Here is a 16960-nt window from a genome sequence, read left to right as displayed (position 1 = left end):
GACTTAATCGCCGAAATGCGCAACCATCATCCAGCCCGATCCGCGCGACGGGGGCTGCAAGGGAGCATCGGGGTGCGCATGCGCGCTGAACCAAAGGTTTCGCTACGGCATATCGCCGTGCTGACGGGGCTTGCCCTGCTTTCCGCCTGCGGCAGCCAGCCGCAACAATCCCCCCCCGCCCCCGCGGTCACCGTGATGACCGTCACTCCGCAGGCGGTAACCGACGCCATCGAATTGCCCGGCCGCGTGCAGGCGGTGCGCACGGCGGAGGTTCGCGCCCGCGTCGATGGCATCGTCGAACGGCGCCTTTATGAAGAAGGCACCGACGTAAGCGCCAATCAGCCGCTTTTCCGTATCGATCCACGCCAGAATCAGGCCAGCTACAACAGTGCCGCGGCGGCCCTTGCCCGTGCACAGGCGGGGGCGGCCAACGCCCGCGCGGTGGTCGGCCGCTATGCGCCACTGGTCAAGCAACAGGCGATCAGCAATCAGGAATATGACGCCGCCGTCGCCCAGGCCCGCCAGGCCGAAGCCGATGTCGCCTCGGCCCGCGCCGCGCTTGATCGCGCCAGGCTCGATCTGAACTATACGCTCGTCACCGCGCCGATCGCCGGCCGCGCCGGCCGCGCGCAGGTGACGGAAGGTGCGCTCGTCAGCGCCGGGTCCGCGACGCTGATGACGACGGTCGAGCAACTAGATCCCGTCTACGTCAATTTCTCGCAGTCCAGCAGCGAATTGCTGCAGGTGCGGCGTAAAATGGCCAGCGGCGAGATTCGCGCCAGCAATCTCGATCGGGTCGGCGTCACGCTGATTCTCGAAGACGGCACCGTCTATGGCCCCGGCGGCCATCTCGATTTCCTCGACATGTCGGTCGACGAATCGACCGGCACGGTGTCGCTGCGCGCCGAATTTCCAAACAAGCAGCGCCTGCTGCTGCCCGGCCAGTTCGTTCGCGCGCGCGTCGAGGTGGGGTTGAATCCGGCCGGGATCCTCGTGCCCCAGCGGGCGGTGCAGGTCGGCCCGCAAAGCGCCAGCGTGATGATTGTCGGCACCAACAACGTCGCCGTCGCGCGGCCGGTGAAGGTCGGCAATATGCAGGGTGGGTCATGGGTCATCACCGAAGGGCTGAAACCGGGTGACAAGGTGATCACCGATGGCCTGCAAAAGGTGCGCCCCGGCCAGCCGGTATCGATTTCGCCGCCGGCGAAGCCCGGCGCGGCCGCCGGCCAGCCTTCCGCCGCCAAATCCACGTCGGCGCGCTGATGTTCGCCCGCTTCTTCATCGATCGGCCGATCTTTGCGTGGGTGATCGCCCTGGGTGTCGCGCTGGCCGGGCTGATGGCGCTGCGCGGGCTGCCCATCGAACAATATCCCAGCGTCGCGCCGCCATCGCTCACCGTCAACGTCACCTATCCGGGCGCTGACGCCGAAACGCTGTCGACCAACGTCACCCAGGTGATCGAACAGGAACTGAACGGCGTGGAGGGTTTCCTCTACATGCTGTCGAACAGCCAGTCGAACGGCACCGCCAGCATCACCGTCACCTTCCGCTCGGGCACCAATCTCGATACCGCGCAGATGGAGGTGAACAACCGCCTTCGCCGGGTCGAACAGCGCCTGCCCGAAGAGGTCCGCCGACAGGGCATCCAGGTCAACAAGGCGACCTCCGGCTTCCTGATGATCATGGCGATTTCGTCGAAGAGCGGGGCGACGGACAGCCTCGCGCTTGGCAACCTTGCCTCCGCCAAGGTGATCGACGAACTGCGCCGCGTCCCCGGCGTGGGCGATCTGCGCCTGCTCGGTTCCGAATATGCGATGCGCGTCTGGCTCGATCCCGACAAGCTGGCCGGCTACGGCCTGTCTGCGGCCGAGGCCCTTGCCGCCGTTCAGGAACAGAACAGCCAGACCGCCGGCGGCCAGATCGGCGACCAGCCCGTCGCCAAGGGCAGCGAACTGAACGCGACGATCATCACCCAGAACCGCTTTACCAACGCCGATCAGTTCCGCGACATCATCCTGCGCGCCAATCCGGATGGATCGACGATCCGGCTGGGTGACGTTGCCAAGGTCGAACTAGGCGCACAAAGCTACGGCATCGGCACCGAACTGAGCGGCCAGCCGATGGCGGGCATCGCCGTCGTCACCGTTCCCGGCGCCAACGCGCTGAAAACGGCCGATGGCGTGCGGGCGCGGATGAAGGAACTCGAAAAGAGCTTCCCGCCGGATATCGCGTGGTCCGTGCCTTACGATACCACGCCATTCATCCGGATTTCGGTGGAAGAGGTGGTGAAGACGCTGGCCGAAGCGATGGCGCTGGTCTTCCTCGTCATGTTCCTGTTCCTCCAGAATATCCGCGCGACGCTGATCCCCACTCTCGTGGTGCCGATCGCGCTGGCCGGCGCCTGCCTTGGCTTGTGGGCCTTTGGCTTCTCCATCAACGTGTTGACGTTGTTCGGCATGGTGCTGGCGATCGGCATCCTCGTCGACGATGCGATCGTCGTGATCGAAAATGTCGAACGGATCATGAGCGAGGAGCATCTTGCCCCGCGCGAAGCGACGATCAAGGCGATGGGCCAGATCACCACCGCCATCATCGGCATCACGCTGGTGCTGATGGCCGTGTTCGTGCCGATGGCTTTCTTTCCGGGGTCCACGGGCGGCATCTACCGCCAGTTCTCGATCACCCTCGTCATTTCGATCGCTTTCTCGGCATTGCTCGCGTTGACGCTCACGCCGGCCTTGTGCGCGACCATGCTCAAGCCGCATGATCCTGATGCCAAGGTGCGCCTGCCGTGGCTCCAGCGGTTCTTCGACCGTTTCAACGGCTGGTTCGGCCGCACCACCGACAGCTATCAGGGCAAGGTTGGCCACATCCTGTCGCGACCCGGCCGCTGGCTGATGATCTTCGTCGCCCTGGTCGGGCTTACCGCCCTGCTGTTCCTGCGCCTGCCCAGCAGCTTCCTGCCGAATGAGGATCAGGGCTACGCGATCTCGATCGTCCAGGCCCCGCCCGGCGCAACGCTGGAACGCACCGAGGAAGCGGTGAAGCAGATGAAGGCCTATTATGCGCAGCAGCCGCAGGTGGAACATTATGTGCTGATCCGCGGCTTCAGTTTCTTCGGCCAGGGCCAAAACGCGGCGATGATGTTCGTCGTGCTCAAGGACTGGAAGGATCGCAAGGCCAAGGAAGATGGCATCGAAGCGTTCGTCGGCCGGGCCTTCGGCGCGCTGATGCAGGCCAAGGATGCGCTGATCTTCACCATCAATCCGCCGCCGATCCGCGAACTGGGCAATGCCAGCGGTTTCACCTTCATGCTGCAGGATCGCAGCGCGCTGGGCCATGAAGCGCTGGTGGAGGCCCGCAACATGATGCTCGGCCTCGCCAGCCAAAGCCCATTGCTGACCGGCGTCCGGCCGGAAGGACAGGAAGACGCGCCCCAGCTCAAGGTGGAAATCGATCGGGTGAAGGCGCGCGCGCTTGGCCTGTCGATCGGCGACGTCAACGCCACCCTGTCGATCGCCTTCGGTTCGGCCTACGCCAACGACTTCACCCATGATGGCCGCATCCTGAAGGTGATGCTGCAGGCCGACGCCCGCGCCCGGATGACACCGGCCGACGTGCTCAATCTGCGGGTCCGCAACGCCGCCGGACAAATGGTGCCGTTCGGTGCCTTCACCACCGCGGAATGGACGTCGGGTTCGCCCCAGCTCCAGCGATATAATGGCTATCCGGCGATGACGATATCGGGCCAGGCCGCCCCCGGCCGTTCATCCGGCGAAGCGATGGACGAGATGGAACGGCTGGCCAAGCAGTTGCCGGACGGCTTCGATTTCGAATGGACCGGCACGTCGTATGAGGAACGCCAGTCGGCGGGCCAGATCGGCGCGTTGCTCGGCCTGTCGCTAATTGTTGTCTTCCTGCTGCTGGCCGCACTTTACGAAAGCTGGTCGGTGCCGGTGGCCGTGCTGCTGGTCGTTCCGCTCGGCGTGCTGGGCGCGGTCCTGTTCTCGATGATGCGCGGGCTGTCGGCGGACGTCTATTTCAACGTCGGGCTGATCACCATCATCGGCCTTGCCGCAAAGAATGCGATCCTGATCGTCGAATTTGCCATCGAACGCGAAGCCGATGGCAAGAGCGTGCTCGACGCGACGATGGAGGCGGTAAAGCTGCGGCTGCGCCCGATCATCATGACGTCGCTGGCGTTTATCCTCGGCATGGTGCCCCTGTTCATTTCCAGCGGGGCCGGTGCCGCCAGCCGCCGCGCGGTGGGCACGGGCGTGATGGGCGGGATGATCGCGGCCACCATCCTTGGGATCTTCTTCATTCCGCTCTTCTACTTGGCGGTTCGCCGCTGGTTGACGCGCAAAGCGCCGCACGCGCCCGGCGCCCCGCATGGCGAGACTGTTCATGATTAAGCCTGTCACGATCCTGCTTGCGGCGACCGCTCTCGCTGGCTGTTCGCTTGCCCCCGCGCATGTCCGCCCGCCCTTCGCTGCGGCGCCGGCCTATCCTGCCGAATATGTGCCCGGCGAAGGTGCGCGTATGGCGACCGCTATCGGCTGGCAGGATTTCTTCACGGATCCGCGCCTGCAGGCGGTGATCCAGCTCGCGCTCGACAATAATCGCGATCTGCGGGTTTCGGTCGCCCGCATCGCCGAAGCGCGGGGCCAGTTTCGCATTCAGGCCGCCGATCGGCTGCCGGCCCTGGGCGCCAGCGGCAACGCCACCCGAAGCCGTTCGAATCTTACCGGCACGGGCCCCGACACCGCCAATCGCTACGATATCGGCGTCGGCGTGTCCTCGTTCGAACTCGATTTCTGGGGTCGCGTCGCGAATCTGTCGGAAGCCGCGCGCGCCAGCTATCTGTCGACGGTGGCCGCCGAACGGGCCTTCCGCCTGTCGCTGATCCGCGATGTCGCGGTGAATTATCTGCAGGCGCGCGAACAGGCCGAACGGATCGCGCTGGCCGAACAGACGCTTGGCAGCCGTCGTGAAGGGCTGCGCATCGCCAAGCTTCGGCTTGATGCCGGGGTGACTTCGGCGCTCGATTACCGGCAAGCCGAAACGCTGCTCACCCAGGCCGAAACCGAACTCGCCAGCCTGCGCCTGTCGCGCGCGGAAACGCGCAATTTTTCCTATGTGCTGGTTGGCCAGCCGATTCCCGATGACCTACCCGAACCGCTGCCGATGGCGCGCCAGGGCATCATTCGCGATATCGGCCCCGGCCTGCCATCCGATCTGCTCAACAACCGTCCCGACGTGCTCGCCGCCGAGGAAGATCTGCGCGCCGCCCGGGCGAATATCGGGGCTGCGCGCGCCGCCTTCTTCCCATCGATCAGCTTGACCGGAAGCGCCGGTTTCGCCTCCGGCCAGCTGGACGACCTGTTCAAGGGCGGCAGCTCGACATGGAGCTTCGGCCCGTCGATCAGCCTGCCGATCTTCGATTGGGGACGGCGCAAGGGCAATCTTTCGGTCGCCGAGGCGCGCGAGGACATTGCCGTCGCCACCTATGAAAAGACGGTGCAGACGGCGTTCCGCGAAGTCGCCGATGCGCTGGCCGGCCGGCGCTATCTCGCCGATCAGGTCGCAGCGCAGGAACGCGCTGCCGCCGCCCAGCGCCGCCTCGCCGAACTCGCCCGGTCGCGCTACCTGAACGGGGTCGCCCAATATATCGAAGTGCTGGATGCCGAACGTAACCTGTTCTCCGCTGAACAGGCGCTTATCCAGCTTCGCCGTGCCGAACTGGCCAATCTCGTCACGCTCTATGTGGCGCTGGGCGGCGGGTTGACCCCCCGCGAATAGCAAGCGAACCATGGGGCGCTCCCGGATTACCCCTCCTGAAGCAATCCCTGTCTTATCCTTGGCTTGCCTGGCCTGATCACGCGTCTCCTGTGTTCAATTCGCCTCGCATTGGCCTCGCGCCATATGTCCCCCGGTTGCGGCGCAACATCGTTCGATGCTAGCGCCCCAACCCGAATAACCGTCAGCAAAAGGGTGTAGCCCACGATGCGCATTGCAATGATCGGCACGGGCTATGTCGGCCTCGTTTCTGGCGCCTGCTTCGCCGATTTCGGCCATGACGTGATCTGCGTCGACAAGGATACCAGCAAGATCGACGCGCTCGAAGCCGGGCGGATTCCGATTTTCGAACCCGGTCTCGACGCGCTGGTTGCCAGCAACGTCCAGGCCGGCCGGCTGGCCTTCACCACCGATCTGGCGAGCGCGGTGAAGGATGCGGACGCGGTGTTCATCGCCGTCGGCACCCCGTCGCGGCGCGGCGATGGCCATGCCGATCTGTCCTACGTCTTTGCCGCCACCCGCGAAATCGCGGCCGCGCTGACCCGGCCGACGGTGATTGTCACCAAATCCACGGTCCCTGTCGGCACCGGCGACGAAGTCGAACGGATCATCCGCGAAGTCGCGCCCGGCGCCACGGCCTGGGTCGTCTCCAATCCCGAATTCTTGCGCGAAGGCGCCGCGATCGAGGATTTCAAGCGGCCCGATCGCATCGTCGTCGGCATCGAGGACGAAGCCGCCCGCGCGGTGATGCAGGATATCTACCGCCCGCTTTACCTGAATCAGGCGCCCTTGCTATTCGTCGGCCGGCGGACATCGGAACTGATCAAATATGCCGCCAACGCGTTCCTCGCGGTGAAGATCACCTTCATCAACGAGATCGCCGATCTGTGCGAAGCCGCCGGCGCCGATGTGCAGCAGGTGGCGCGCGGCATCGGCCTCGACAATCGCATCGGCGCGAAGTTTCTCCACGCCGGTCCCGGCTATGGCGGCTCCTGCTTTCCCAAGGACACGCTGGCGCTGCTCAAGACGGCGGACGATCATGAAACCCCGCTCCAGATCGTCGAGGCGACGGTGCGCGTGAACGACGCCCGCAAGCGCGCGATGGGCCGCAAGGTCATCAAGGCGATGGGCGGCGACGTGCGTGGCAAAACGGTCGGCGTGCTCGGCCTCACCTTCAAGCCCAACACCGATGACATGCGCGATGCGCCGTCGCTGGCCTTGATCCAGACGCTGGAGGATGCCGGTGCCAAGGTCCGCGCGTTCGATCCGGAAGGGCATGAACAGGCGCGGCCGATGCTGCCCAACGTCGAACTTGCGGCGGATCCCTATGCGGTGGCCGACGGGGCCGATGCGCTGGTCATCGTCACCGAATGGAATGCGTTTCGCGCGCTGGATCTCAAGCGGATCGCTGGGTTGCTCGCCACCCCGATCCTCGTCGATCTGCGCAACGTCTATCCACCCGAAGAAGCCCGCCGCGCCGGGCTATCCTACACCGGCATCGGCCGCGCCGACGCTCTCGACAGCTAACTAAAGCGCGCTTCCTCTCCGCCCCGATAGGCCTTACCTATCGGGGTACAACACGGAGGAGAGGCGCGATGAAGCTGGCATCCCTGAAGGACGGGCGCGACGGGCGGCTCGTCGTCGTGAGCGACGATCTGGCCTGGTATGCGGACGCGACGCACATCGCGCCGACGCTGCAAGCCGCGCTCGACACATGGGATCAGGCCGCCCCGCGCCTCGCTTTGCTCGCCACCGATCTGGCCCACGAAGCGATCCCGATGATGCGCTTCCACGAACGGCTGGCCGCCGCGCCCTTGCCGCGCGCTTTTCAGTGGGCGGATGGTTCGGCCTATGTGAACCACGTCCAGCTCGTCCGTCAGGCGCGCGGGGCGGAACTGCCCGAAAGCTTCTGGACCGATCCCTTGATGTATCAGGGCGCATCGGACGGGTTCCTGGGGCCGCGCGATCCGATTCCACTGGCCGACGAAGCATGGGGCTGCGATCTGGAAGCCGAAATCGTCGTCGTCACCGGCGATGTGCCGCAGGGCGCGGACCGGGCGACCGCACTGGCCGCGATCCGGCTGGTCGGGCTGGTCAATGATGTCTCGCTGCGCAATCTGATCCCCGACGAACTGGCCAAGGGTTTCGGTTTCGTCCAGTCGAAGCCGGCTTCCGCGCTGTCCCCCGTATTCGTGACGCCGGATCAGCTGGGCGCGGCGTGGCGCGACGGCAAACTTCACCGCCAGCTGAATGTCGACGTCAACGGCCAGCCGTTTGGCCGCACGCAGGCGGGCGAAGACATGACCTTCGATTTCGGCACCTTGATCGCGCATCTGGCGAAGACGCGCAGCCTGTCCGCCGGCAGCATCGTCGGTTCGGGCACAGTATCCAACCGCGACGCTGGCGGCGGCCCGGGCCAGCCGATCGCGCAAGGGGGACGCGGCTATAGCTGCATCGCCGAAGTGCGCATGGTCGAAACCATTCAGTCGGGTGCGGCCGCCACGCCCTACCTCAAGCGAGGCAACAGCGTGCGCATCTGGATCGACGATGATCAGGGCCATTCGATCTTCGGCGCGATCGAACAGGTGGTGGGGGAGGCTTAGCCGCCTCCCGGCTGCTGCGGTTCGATCAGGGCGCGGAACGAATAGAGCGTGTCGGTATGTTCGATCACGCTCATGATCCGCCCCGCCGCTATGGTGAAGATGAAGACGTAGAAATTATGATAATCGCGCCCGTCCTTCAGCGGGGCGCGGCCTTCCACACGCACGACCACGCGATCCCCCTCGGCGATCATGTCGTGAATCACGAACGCCAACGGCGCGGCGAATGGCAACCCGCCTTCGAACATGGCGAGCACGTCGGCCTTGGTCATCGTGCCCGCCAGTTCGGATTCGCCCGGCACCGTCCACAGCGCATCATCGCTGAGCAGGGCGAGTGCGCCTGCTGCATCATCGGCTTCCAGCATGGTGAAATAGCTGCGGGCGAGCGCCTTGTTGGCGGCGATATCAACCATCGTCATACTCCGAATCCGCCGGCAACCGCGATCTGCTGGCCGGTGATGTAGGCCGCCTTGTTCGACGCGAGGAACACGGCGGCATGGCCGATTTCCTCCGGCTGGCCCCAGCGTTTCAGGCACAATTGCTTCTGCACCTCGTCGGTCCATGCCTGGTCGAATACGCCCTGCCTGGTCAGTTCGAGGAACATCCCCGCTTCGATCACCCCCACCAGCACCGAATTGGCGCGGATGCCATGGCGCCCTTCTTCCTTGGCGATGCCGCGCACCAGCGCCTCGATCGCCGCCTTGGGCGCCACCGACAGCGCATCCTTCGCCGGCCACCACAGATCGCCGGCCGACCCCAGATTGACGAACGAGCCGCCACCCGCAGCCCGGAACCGCGGCACCATCGCCTTCACCAGATTGAAGAATCCCTGAAGATCCTGATTCACCGCCTGATCCCATTGGGCATGGCTGATATCGGCGATATCCACCTGTTCGGTCAGCATCGCGGCGGCATAAACCAAAGTGTGGACCCGGCCATGCTCGGCCTCGGCGGCGGCGATCGCGGTTTCGATCTGGTCGACATCGCCCACCGTCAACGGATGCACCGTCGCCCGCCGGCCGAATGCGCGGATCGCGTCTGCCGTCGCCTCGCCCTTCTCGCGATTGCCCCGATAGGTGAGCGCGACATCCGCGCCGGCGCGGGCGAACTCGCGCGCCACGACACCACCGATTCCGCCGCTGCCACCCACCACCAGCACGCAGCCTTCGGGAAACAATGCCTCTGCCATGATCGCCTCCCCGGTCAGCCGAACTTCGCGATCACATCATCGGCATAACGCTTGATGCTGTCGATCATCTGGCCAACATCCTGCGTGCCGGGATGATAGAGATGCCAGGGCTGCATCAGGATATGCGTGACGCCCTGATCCTCCAGCCGCTTATAGCCGTCGATGTCATAGACGTCCGATGGCGATGCCAGCACGTCGAACGGCAGGTGATCGCGGCCCTGTTCACGGCGCATCGCCTTGATCCGGCCGATGCTCTCGACGATTTCGGCCGCCGGCTGCAAATCCGTCAGCCAGCCTTCGCCCACGCGGGCTGCGCGTTTCAGCGCCGCATCCGAAATGCCCGCGATCCAGATCGGCACCGGCCCGGCGGGCTTCGGATTCATCTCGATCCGCGGGAAATCATAATATTGGCCATGATATTCAACATATTCTCCGGTCCACAGCAGCTTCATGATGTCGATCATCTCATCGGCCCGCTTGCCGCGCGTGTGGAAATCCTGGCCGAGCAGCCCGAACTCGTCCTTCGACCAGCCGACCCCACAGGTCAGCACGACCCGGTTGTTCGAAATCGCCGAAATCGTCGACACGGCTTTCGCGACAAGGAACGGATTGCGCATCGGCAGCACGAACGCATTGGTGGTGAAACGGATCTGCCTGGTGATCGCGGCATAGGCGCCCATCATCACCAGCTGATCAGGCCAGTCGGTGAATTCGGGCCAGCGCCGCGATCCATCGGGGGTGTAGGGATAGGGCACCGTCAGCGTTTCGGGGTTCACCACATGATCGGACATGGTGATCATCGCCCAGCCGGATTCGTCGGCGGCGATGGCGATCTGGGGAAGGGCGGTGACCGGCGCGAACGCCGCCGACAGCGTGAACTTCATGATTCCTTGCTCCTAATCCTGTGCTTTGCCGTCACGATTCCACCCGATCGCGGCGGAGGAAACCCCCGTCATGCTTCAATGGCCCGATCGCGGACCGCTGTCCGTTTCCGTTGCTTCGCGGCATCGTGCCGATTGTACCAATTCAGGCGTTCCCCCATGGGGCCGCGCCTGCTAAGTGCCCGCCAGACTCTCGCATCGCAGCATAGAGGAAAGCGCCATGACCGCTGTCGGACAGGACACGCTGAACACCCGCACGACCCTTCAGGTCGGCGGCAAGACCGTCGAATATTACTCGCTCCCCAAGGCCGCCGAAAAGCTTGGCGACGTTTCCCGCCTGCCCTTCTCGATGAAGGTGCTGCTCGAAAACCTCCTCCGCTTCGAAGACGGGTCGACCGTCACCACCGAAGACGTCCAGGCGATCGTCGACTGGCAGAAGGATCGCACGTCGGAACGTGAAATCCAGTATCGCCCCGCGCGCGTGCTGATGCAGGATTTCACCGGCGTGCCGTGCGTCGTCGATCTCGCCGCCATGCGCGACGCGATGAACGCGCTGGGCGCCGATGCGACCAAGATCAACCCGCAGGTGCCCGTTCACCTCGTGATCGATCACTCGGTCATGGTCGATGAATTCGGCACGCCCAAGGCGTTCGAAGATAACGTCGCGCTGGAATATCAGCGCAACGGCGAACGCTATGAATTCCTGAAATGGGGTTCCAAGGCGCTCGACAATTTCAAGGTCGTTCCCCCGGGCACCGGCATCTGCCACCAGGTGAACCTCGAAAATATCGCGCAGGCGGTGTGGACCTCGACCGACGCTTCGGGCGCGACCATCGCGTACCCCGACACCTGCGTCGGCACCGATAGCCACACGACGATGATCAACGGTCTCGGCGTGCTCGGCTGGGGCGTCGGCGGGATCGAGGCCGAAGCCGCGATGCTCGGCCAGCCGGTTTCGATGCTGATCCCCGAAGTCGTCGGCTTCAAGCTCACCGGCGCGCTCGCCGAAGGCATCACCGCCACCGATCTGGTGCTTACCGTCACGCAGATGCTGCGCGCCAAGGGCGTCGTCGGCCGCTTCGTCGAATTCTATGGCCCGGGCGTCTCGGCGCTCAGCCTGGCCGATCGTGCGACCATCGCCAACATGGCACCGGAATATGGCGCGACCTGCGGCTTCTTCCCGATCGACGGCAAGACGCTTGATTACATGCGCCTCACCGGCCGTGACGAAGATCAGATCGCGCTGACCGAGGCCTATGCCAAGGCGCAGGGCTTCTGGCTCGACACCGACGCCGCCGATCCCGTGTTCACCGACACGCTCGGCCTCGACATGTCGACGGTGCAGCCATCGCTTGCCGGCCCGAAGCGTCCGCAGGACAAGGTCGTCCTCACGCAGGTCGACGAAGTGTTCAACGCCGATCTCGCCAGCGTCTACAAGAAGGCCGCCCCGGTTCGCGTGGCCGTCGAAGGCCGCGACCATGATATCGGCGACGGCGACGTCGTGATCGCCGCGATCACCAGCTGCACCAACACCTCAAACCCGAGCGTGCTGGTTGCCGCCGGCTTGGTCGCGCGCAAGGCCAACGCGCTGGGCCTCAAGCCCAAGCCGTGGGTCAAGACCTCGCTCGCCCCCGGTTCGCAGGTCGTGACCGATTATCTCGACAAGGCCGGGCTGACCGCCGATCTGAACGCGGTCGGCTTCAACCTCGTCGGCTATGGCTGCACCACCTGCATCGGCAATTCGGGTCCGCTGGCGCCGGCGATTTCGGCCGCGATCAACGGCAACGACATCGTCGCCGCGTCGGTGCTGTCGGGCAACCGCAATTTCGAAGGCCGCGTGTCGGCCGACGTGCGCGCCAACTTCCTCGCATCGCCGCCGCTCGTCGTCGCTTATGCGCTCAAGGGCACCGTCACGACCGATTTCGTGGAAACCCCGATCGGCCAGGGCAAGGACGGGCAGGACGTCTATCTGAAGGACATCTGGCCGACCAACGACGAAGTGCGCACCGTCATGGATGGCGCGATCGACCGCAACATGTTCCAGAGCCGCTATGCCAACGTCTTTTTGGGCGATGACAAGTGGCAGGGCATCAGCGTCGCCGGTTCGGACACCTATGCGTGGCCGGCAGGCTCCACCTATGTCGCCAACCCGCCTTACTTCGCGGGCATGAGCATGACGCCGGCGGCGGTGAACGACATTCGCGACGCCCGCCCGCTGGCGGTATTCGCCGATTCGATCACCACCGATCACATCAGCCCGGCTGGTTCGATCAAGGCGGATTCGCCCGCTGGCCGGTTCCTCACCGACAATCAGGTGTCGAAGGCGGACTTCAACAGCTACGGCGCGCGCCGTGGCCATCATGAAGTGATGATGCGCGGCACCTTCGCCAACATCCGCATCAAGAACGAAATGATCCCCGGCATCGAAGGCGGCATGACCAAGTACATCCCTTCGGGCGAGGTGATGGCGATCTATGACGCGGCGATGAAGTACAAGGCCGACGGCACCGCGCTCGTCGTGGTCGCCGGCAAGGAATATGGCACCGGATCGTCGCGCGACTGGGCGGCCAAGGGCACCAACCTCTTGGGCGTTCGCGCCGTCATCGCCGAAAGCTTCGAACGCATCCACCGTTCGAACCTCGTCGGCATGGGCGTGCTGCCGCTGCAGTTCGCCGAAGGTGTGGATCGTACCACGCTCAAGCTCGACGGCACCGAAACCTTCACGATCGAAAATGTCGCTGGCCTGCGCCCGCGTCAGGACGTGTCGGTGACGTTGAAGCGCGCCGACGGATCGACCGAAACCTTCCAGACGAAGTGCCGGATCGATACCGTCAACGAACTGGAATATTTCCTCAACGGCGGCATCCTGCAATATGTGCTGAGAAAGCTCGCCGCCTGATCGACCACCCAGTCATCAGCGCCACAAAGAAAAAGCCCGCGGCCGCAAGGTCGCGGGCTTTTTCATGGGGCATCGCGACGGGATTGGCGCCCAAATGGAAAAGGCCCCGCTCACCATCGTGAACGGGGCCTTTTCTGTCAGCCGGCGGTGCCGGTCACTTGGTGTCGAGCGCGAACGTCACCAGTGAATCGCCGATCTTGGTGCCCAGATATTTGTGGCCGCCCGCCGCGATCGTCACATATTGCTTGCCGTCCTTCTTAAGCCGGTAGGTGACGGGTGTCGCCTGCCCGCCCGCCGGAAGCCGGCCCTTCCACAATTCGCGGCCGGTGCGGATATCGAAGGCGCGCAGGAAATTGTCGGTCGTGGCGCCGATGAACACCACGCCCGATGCCGTCACCGCGGCGCCGCCCATATTGGGCACACCAAGGTTCATCCACATCGGCCAGGGCGCCATATCGCGGGTCGAACCCAGCGGTACTTCCCACAATTTCGTCTTGGTCTTCAGGTCGATCGCCAGCAGCGTGCCCCATGGCGGCTTCACGCAAGGCGCACCGAACGGCGACAGCATCGGATCCATCGTATTGCCATAAGGCGAACCGAACGACGGCAGCATCCGCTTGCCCCCGGCCAGCAGCTTGTCCGTCTCCGCGCGCGGCACCATCTTCACGATCGCCGGCACCTGCGTGGTGTTGACGACCATGATCTGGTTGACCGGATCGATCGCAAGGCCGCCCCAGTTGTTCACACCCATGAAGCTGGGGAAGAAGATCGTGCCCCGCGTCGATGGCGGGGTGAACACGCCCTTCCAGTTGGCGCTGCGGAACAGATCGCGGCACTTGGCCTTGTCCCATGGGGTGAAACCCCACATGTCGTCTTCGGTCATGTCGCGGCGCACGATCATCGCCGGATCGGTCGGGAATGGCTGCGTCGGCGACAATTTTTCGCCCGGCAACGCGCCGTCCTGCGGCACGGGCCGTTCCTCGACCCCGAACAACGGCTCGCCGGTTTCGCGGTTGAGGATGAAGATATGGCCCTGCTTGGTCGCCTGCGCGAGCGCGGGGATCGTCTTGCCGTCGCGCTTCAGCTCGAACAGGGTCGGCTGGGCGGGGACGTCATAATCCCACACGTCATGGTGCACCGTCTGGAACCGCCAGCGCGGCTGGCCGGTCTTCGCATCCAGTGCCACGATCGACGACGACCAGTAATCGCGGCCGCCGCGATCGATGCCCACATGATCCGGCCCGGCATTGCCGGTCGGCACGAACACCAGATTGCGCGCAGGGTCCGCCGACAGCGGCGCCCACGCATTGGCGGTGGCGCGCACATAAGGTTCGCCGGCCGGCGCGTTGGCCGCATCGGTCATCCCCGGCGGCAGCGGGTTCCATGCCCACGCCAGCTTGCCGGTGTGCAGATCGAACGCGCGGATCACGCCGGCCGGAACATCGACCCGCATATTATCGGGGACGCGCCCGCCCAGAACGATCTTGCCGTCGATCACTACCGGCGGCGACGAGATCGCATAATCGGCGGGCTTCACCGGGCCCAATCCCTTGGTAAGGTCGAGCACCCCCTTGTCACCGAAACTCGGGCACAGCTGGCCCGTCTTGGCGTCGAGCGCGCTCAGGCGCCCATCGACGCTGCCCACCAGCACGCGGGCCGCGCATTCGGCATTGGCTGCCTGCGCGGTGGTGTCGTTATGATAGGTCACGCCACGGCAGTTGATCAGGTACGCGTTGGTCGGATCGGTCTTGCGCGTATAGGACCAGATTTCCTTGCCGGTTTCCGGGTCGACCGCGGCAACCTTGCCCAGCCCCGAACACACGAACATGCGGCCATCGGCCACGATCGGCGTCGCTTCGAACGTCGGCGACACGCCTTCGGGCACGTCGAGCATGCCGATATGGTAGGTCCAGGCAGGCTTCAGCGCCTCGACATTGGCGGGGGTGATCTGCGTCGCCGGCGAAAAATGGCTGCCGCCTTCATCGCCACCGTAAAAACGCCAGTCGGCAACCGGGCCGCTATGGTCGAGCGGGCCGGCCGATGGCCCGCCACATCCGGCAAGCAGCAACAGCCCGCCCCACATCGCCATCTGGCGCATATTCCGCATCCCGCCCCTCCGAATAGTTTTTTAGATGATTGTCCATGATCCATTCGGACGGCAATGCGCAACCCCCAACGCCGCACCGATCGGGCCGACTTTTCCGGTTCGGCCAACCCGCCCCGGTCACACCTGCCGCAGCGCCTGTTCCATGTCCGCCACGAGATCGTCGGCATCCTCGACCCCGATCGAGATACGCACGAGATTATCGGTGATGCCCAGCGCCAGCTTGCGTTCATCGGGCACCGACAGATGCGTCATCGCCGCCGGCGCGCTGGCAAGCGTCTCGGTGCCACCCAGGCTAACGGCAAGCTTGGCGATCCTGAGTGCATCGAGAAATGCGAAACTCTCGCGCTCGCCCCCCTTCAGGTAGAGCGAAAAGGTCGATCCCGCGCCGGTGCAGTGGCGGTCGTAGATGTCGGCCTGTCGCGATCCGGCCTCCAGAAAGCCGAGATAGCCGACCGTTGCCACCTTGGGGTGATCGCGCAGGTACGCGCACACCTTGGCCGCATTCTCGCCCGCGCGGGTCATTCGCAGTTCCAGCGTTTCCAAGCTGCGCAGCAACATCCACGCCGAATGCGGATCGGCGATCGTGCCGATCGTGTTGCGCATCGCCCGGATCGGCGCGAGCGCCGCTTTCGATCCGACCGCGCCGCCCGCCACCAGATCGCTATGTCCGCCGGCATATTTGGTGAGCGAATAGAGCACGAGATCCGCGCCGTGGCGCAACGGCTTTTGCCACAATGGCCCAAGGAAGGTGTTGTCGATCGCGATCGGCGGCGCATCGGGGCCGGTGCCGAACAAGGCATCGCGCGATGCCTTCACCGCTTCGACATCGACCAGCTGGTTGGTCGGGTTCGCCGGGCTTTCCAGGTAGATCAGCGCCACCCGCCCCGCATCCTTCGCCCGCGCCAGCACGGCATCAATCTCGGCCCGGCTGGCGCCCGCCGGAAAATCGAGCCAATTGACCCCGAACCGGCCCAGAATCTTGCCGATCAAGGTTTCCGTCGCGGCATAAAGCGGCGCGGAATGGACGATGGTGTCGCCGGGCTGCACCAGCGCCAGCAGCACGGTGGCGATCGCCGCCATGCCGGATGAAAAGGTCAGCGCGTCTTCGGCATCCTCCCACACGCCAAGGCGATCTTCCAATATCTCCTGATTGGGGCCGTTGAAGCGCGAATAGACGAGGCCTTCCGCCCCGCCCGGCCGCTTGCCGGTAACACCTTCAAAATGGCGTTTGCCCGCGGCGGCATTTTCGAAAACGAAGGTCGATGTCAGGAAGATCGGCGGCTTCAGCGCGCCTTCAGACAGCATGGGATCATAGCCATGCCCCATCATCAAGGTGGCGGGCTTGAGCGGGCGGCCGCCAATCTCGACCACACCGGGTTTGGGACGACGACGGGAAGAAGCGCCGCTCAGATCAGCTTCGGGTTCGTCTTTCATGGGGCATCCTGTATCGTTGGACCCGTCATGCGGATCATTATACCCCATGGT

General features: G+C 64.7%; 11 protein-coding genes. 6 read left to right on the top strand and 5 right to left on the bottom strand.

What is annotated here, in order from left to right; genetic code table 11:
• The first annotated feature begins 78 nt into the window (after positions 1-78).
• From KC8_RS12770 to KC8_RS12750, 5 genes are all read left to right on the top strand, one after another.
• Entirely contained in the window at positions 79-1263 is a 1185-nt protein-coding gene (locus tag KC8_RS12770; protein WP_029624196.1) for an efflux RND transporter periplasmic adaptor subunit, read from the top strand.
• Complete coding sequence (locus tag KC8_RS12765; protein WP_010123045.1) at positions 1263-4415, top strand: efflux RND transporter permease subunit; 3153 nt, start codon at positions 1263-1265, stop codon at positions 4413-4415. The genes KC8_RS12770 and KC8_RS12765 overlap by 1 nt, the downstream gene beginning before the upstream one ends.
• On the top strand, positions 4408-5802 hold the full coding sequence (locus tag KC8_RS12760) for an efflux transporter outer membrane subunit (RefSeq protein WP_010123046.1): 1395 nt from the start codon (positions 4408-4410) through the stop codon (positions 5800-5802). The genes KC8_RS12765 and KC8_RS12760 overlap by 8 nt, the downstream gene beginning before the upstream one ends.
• A 204-nt stretch (positions 5803-6006) precedes the next feature.
• On the top strand, positions 6007-7326 hold the full coding sequence (locus KC8_RS12755) for a UDP-glucose dehydrogenase family protein (protein ID WP_010123047.1): 1320 nt from the start codon (positions 6007-6009) through the stop codon (positions 7324-7326).
• A 68-nt stretch (positions 7327-7394) separates the two neighbouring features.
• Entirely contained in the window at positions 7395-8402 is a 1008-nt protein-coding gene (locus KC8_RS12750; RefSeq protein WP_010123049.1) for a fumarylacetoacetate hydrolase family protein, read from the top strand.
• Here KC8_RS12750 and KC8_RS12745 read toward each other — a convergent pair.
• The 3 genes from KC8_RS12745 to KC8_RS12735 are packed head-to-tail and all read right to left on the bottom strand — an operon-like array spanning position 8399 to position 10472.
• Positions 8399-8818 (bottom strand): nuclear transport factor 2 family protein, encoded by a 420-nt coding sequence (locus KC8_RS12745; RefSeq protein WP_010123050.1) that lies wholly within the window; start codon positions 8816-8818, stop codon positions 8399-8401. The genes KC8_RS12750 and KC8_RS12745 overlap by 4 nt on opposite strands.
• Complete coding sequence (locus tag KC8_RS12740) at positions 8815-9588, bottom strand: SDR family NAD(P)-dependent oxidoreductase (protein WP_029624198.1); 774 nt, start codon at positions 9586-9588, stop codon at positions 8815-8817. Before KC8_RS12740 ends, KC8_RS12745 begins: the two co-directional genes overlap by 4 nt.
• A 14-nt stretch (positions 9589-9602) precedes the next feature.
• Positions 9603-10472: an LLM class F420-dependent oxidoreductase gene (locus KC8_RS12735; RefSeq protein WP_010123052.1), complete on the bottom strand. Its 870-nt coding sequence runs from the start codon at positions 10470-10472 to the stop codon at positions 9603-9605.
• A gap of 217 nt (positions 10473-10689) precedes the next feature.
• Here KC8_RS12735 and acnA point away from each other — a divergent pair, with 217 nt between their 5' ends.
• Positions 10690-13368 (top strand): aconitate hydratase AcnA, encoded by a 2679-nt coding sequence (gene acnA, locus KC8_RS12730; RefSeq protein ID WP_010123053.1) that lies wholly within the window; start codon positions 10690-10692, stop codon positions 13366-13368.
• 154 nt (positions 13369-13522) lie between these two features.
• On the opposite strand, the gene KC8_RS12725 is transcribed toward acnA, so the two are convergent.
• Both KC8_RS12725 and KC8_RS12720 read right to left on the bottom strand, forming a co-directional pair.
• The gene (locus tag KC8_RS12725; protein WP_010123055.1) at positions 13523-15475 is read right to left on the bottom strand and encodes a pyrroloquinoline quinone-dependent dehydrogenase; all 1953 of its coding nucleotides are present in this window, start codon (positions 15473-15475) and stop codon (positions 13523-13525) included.
• A gap of 117 nt (positions 15476-15592) precedes the next feature.
• Positions 15593-16909, bottom strand: coding sequence for a cystathionine gamma-synthase family protein (locus tag KC8_RS12720; RefSeq protein ID WP_010123058.1), 1317 nt, complete (start codon positions 16907-16909; stop codon positions 15593-15595).
• Positions 16910-16960 lie beyond the last annotated feature (51 nt).

It is taken from the genome of Sphingomonas sp. KC8, from assembly GCF_002151445.1.
GTDB lineage: Bacteria > Pseudomonadota > Alphaproteobacteria > Sphingomonadales > Sphingomonadaceae > Sphingomonas_E.
This window is presented reverse-complemented; position numbering and strand designations above follow the sequence as displayed.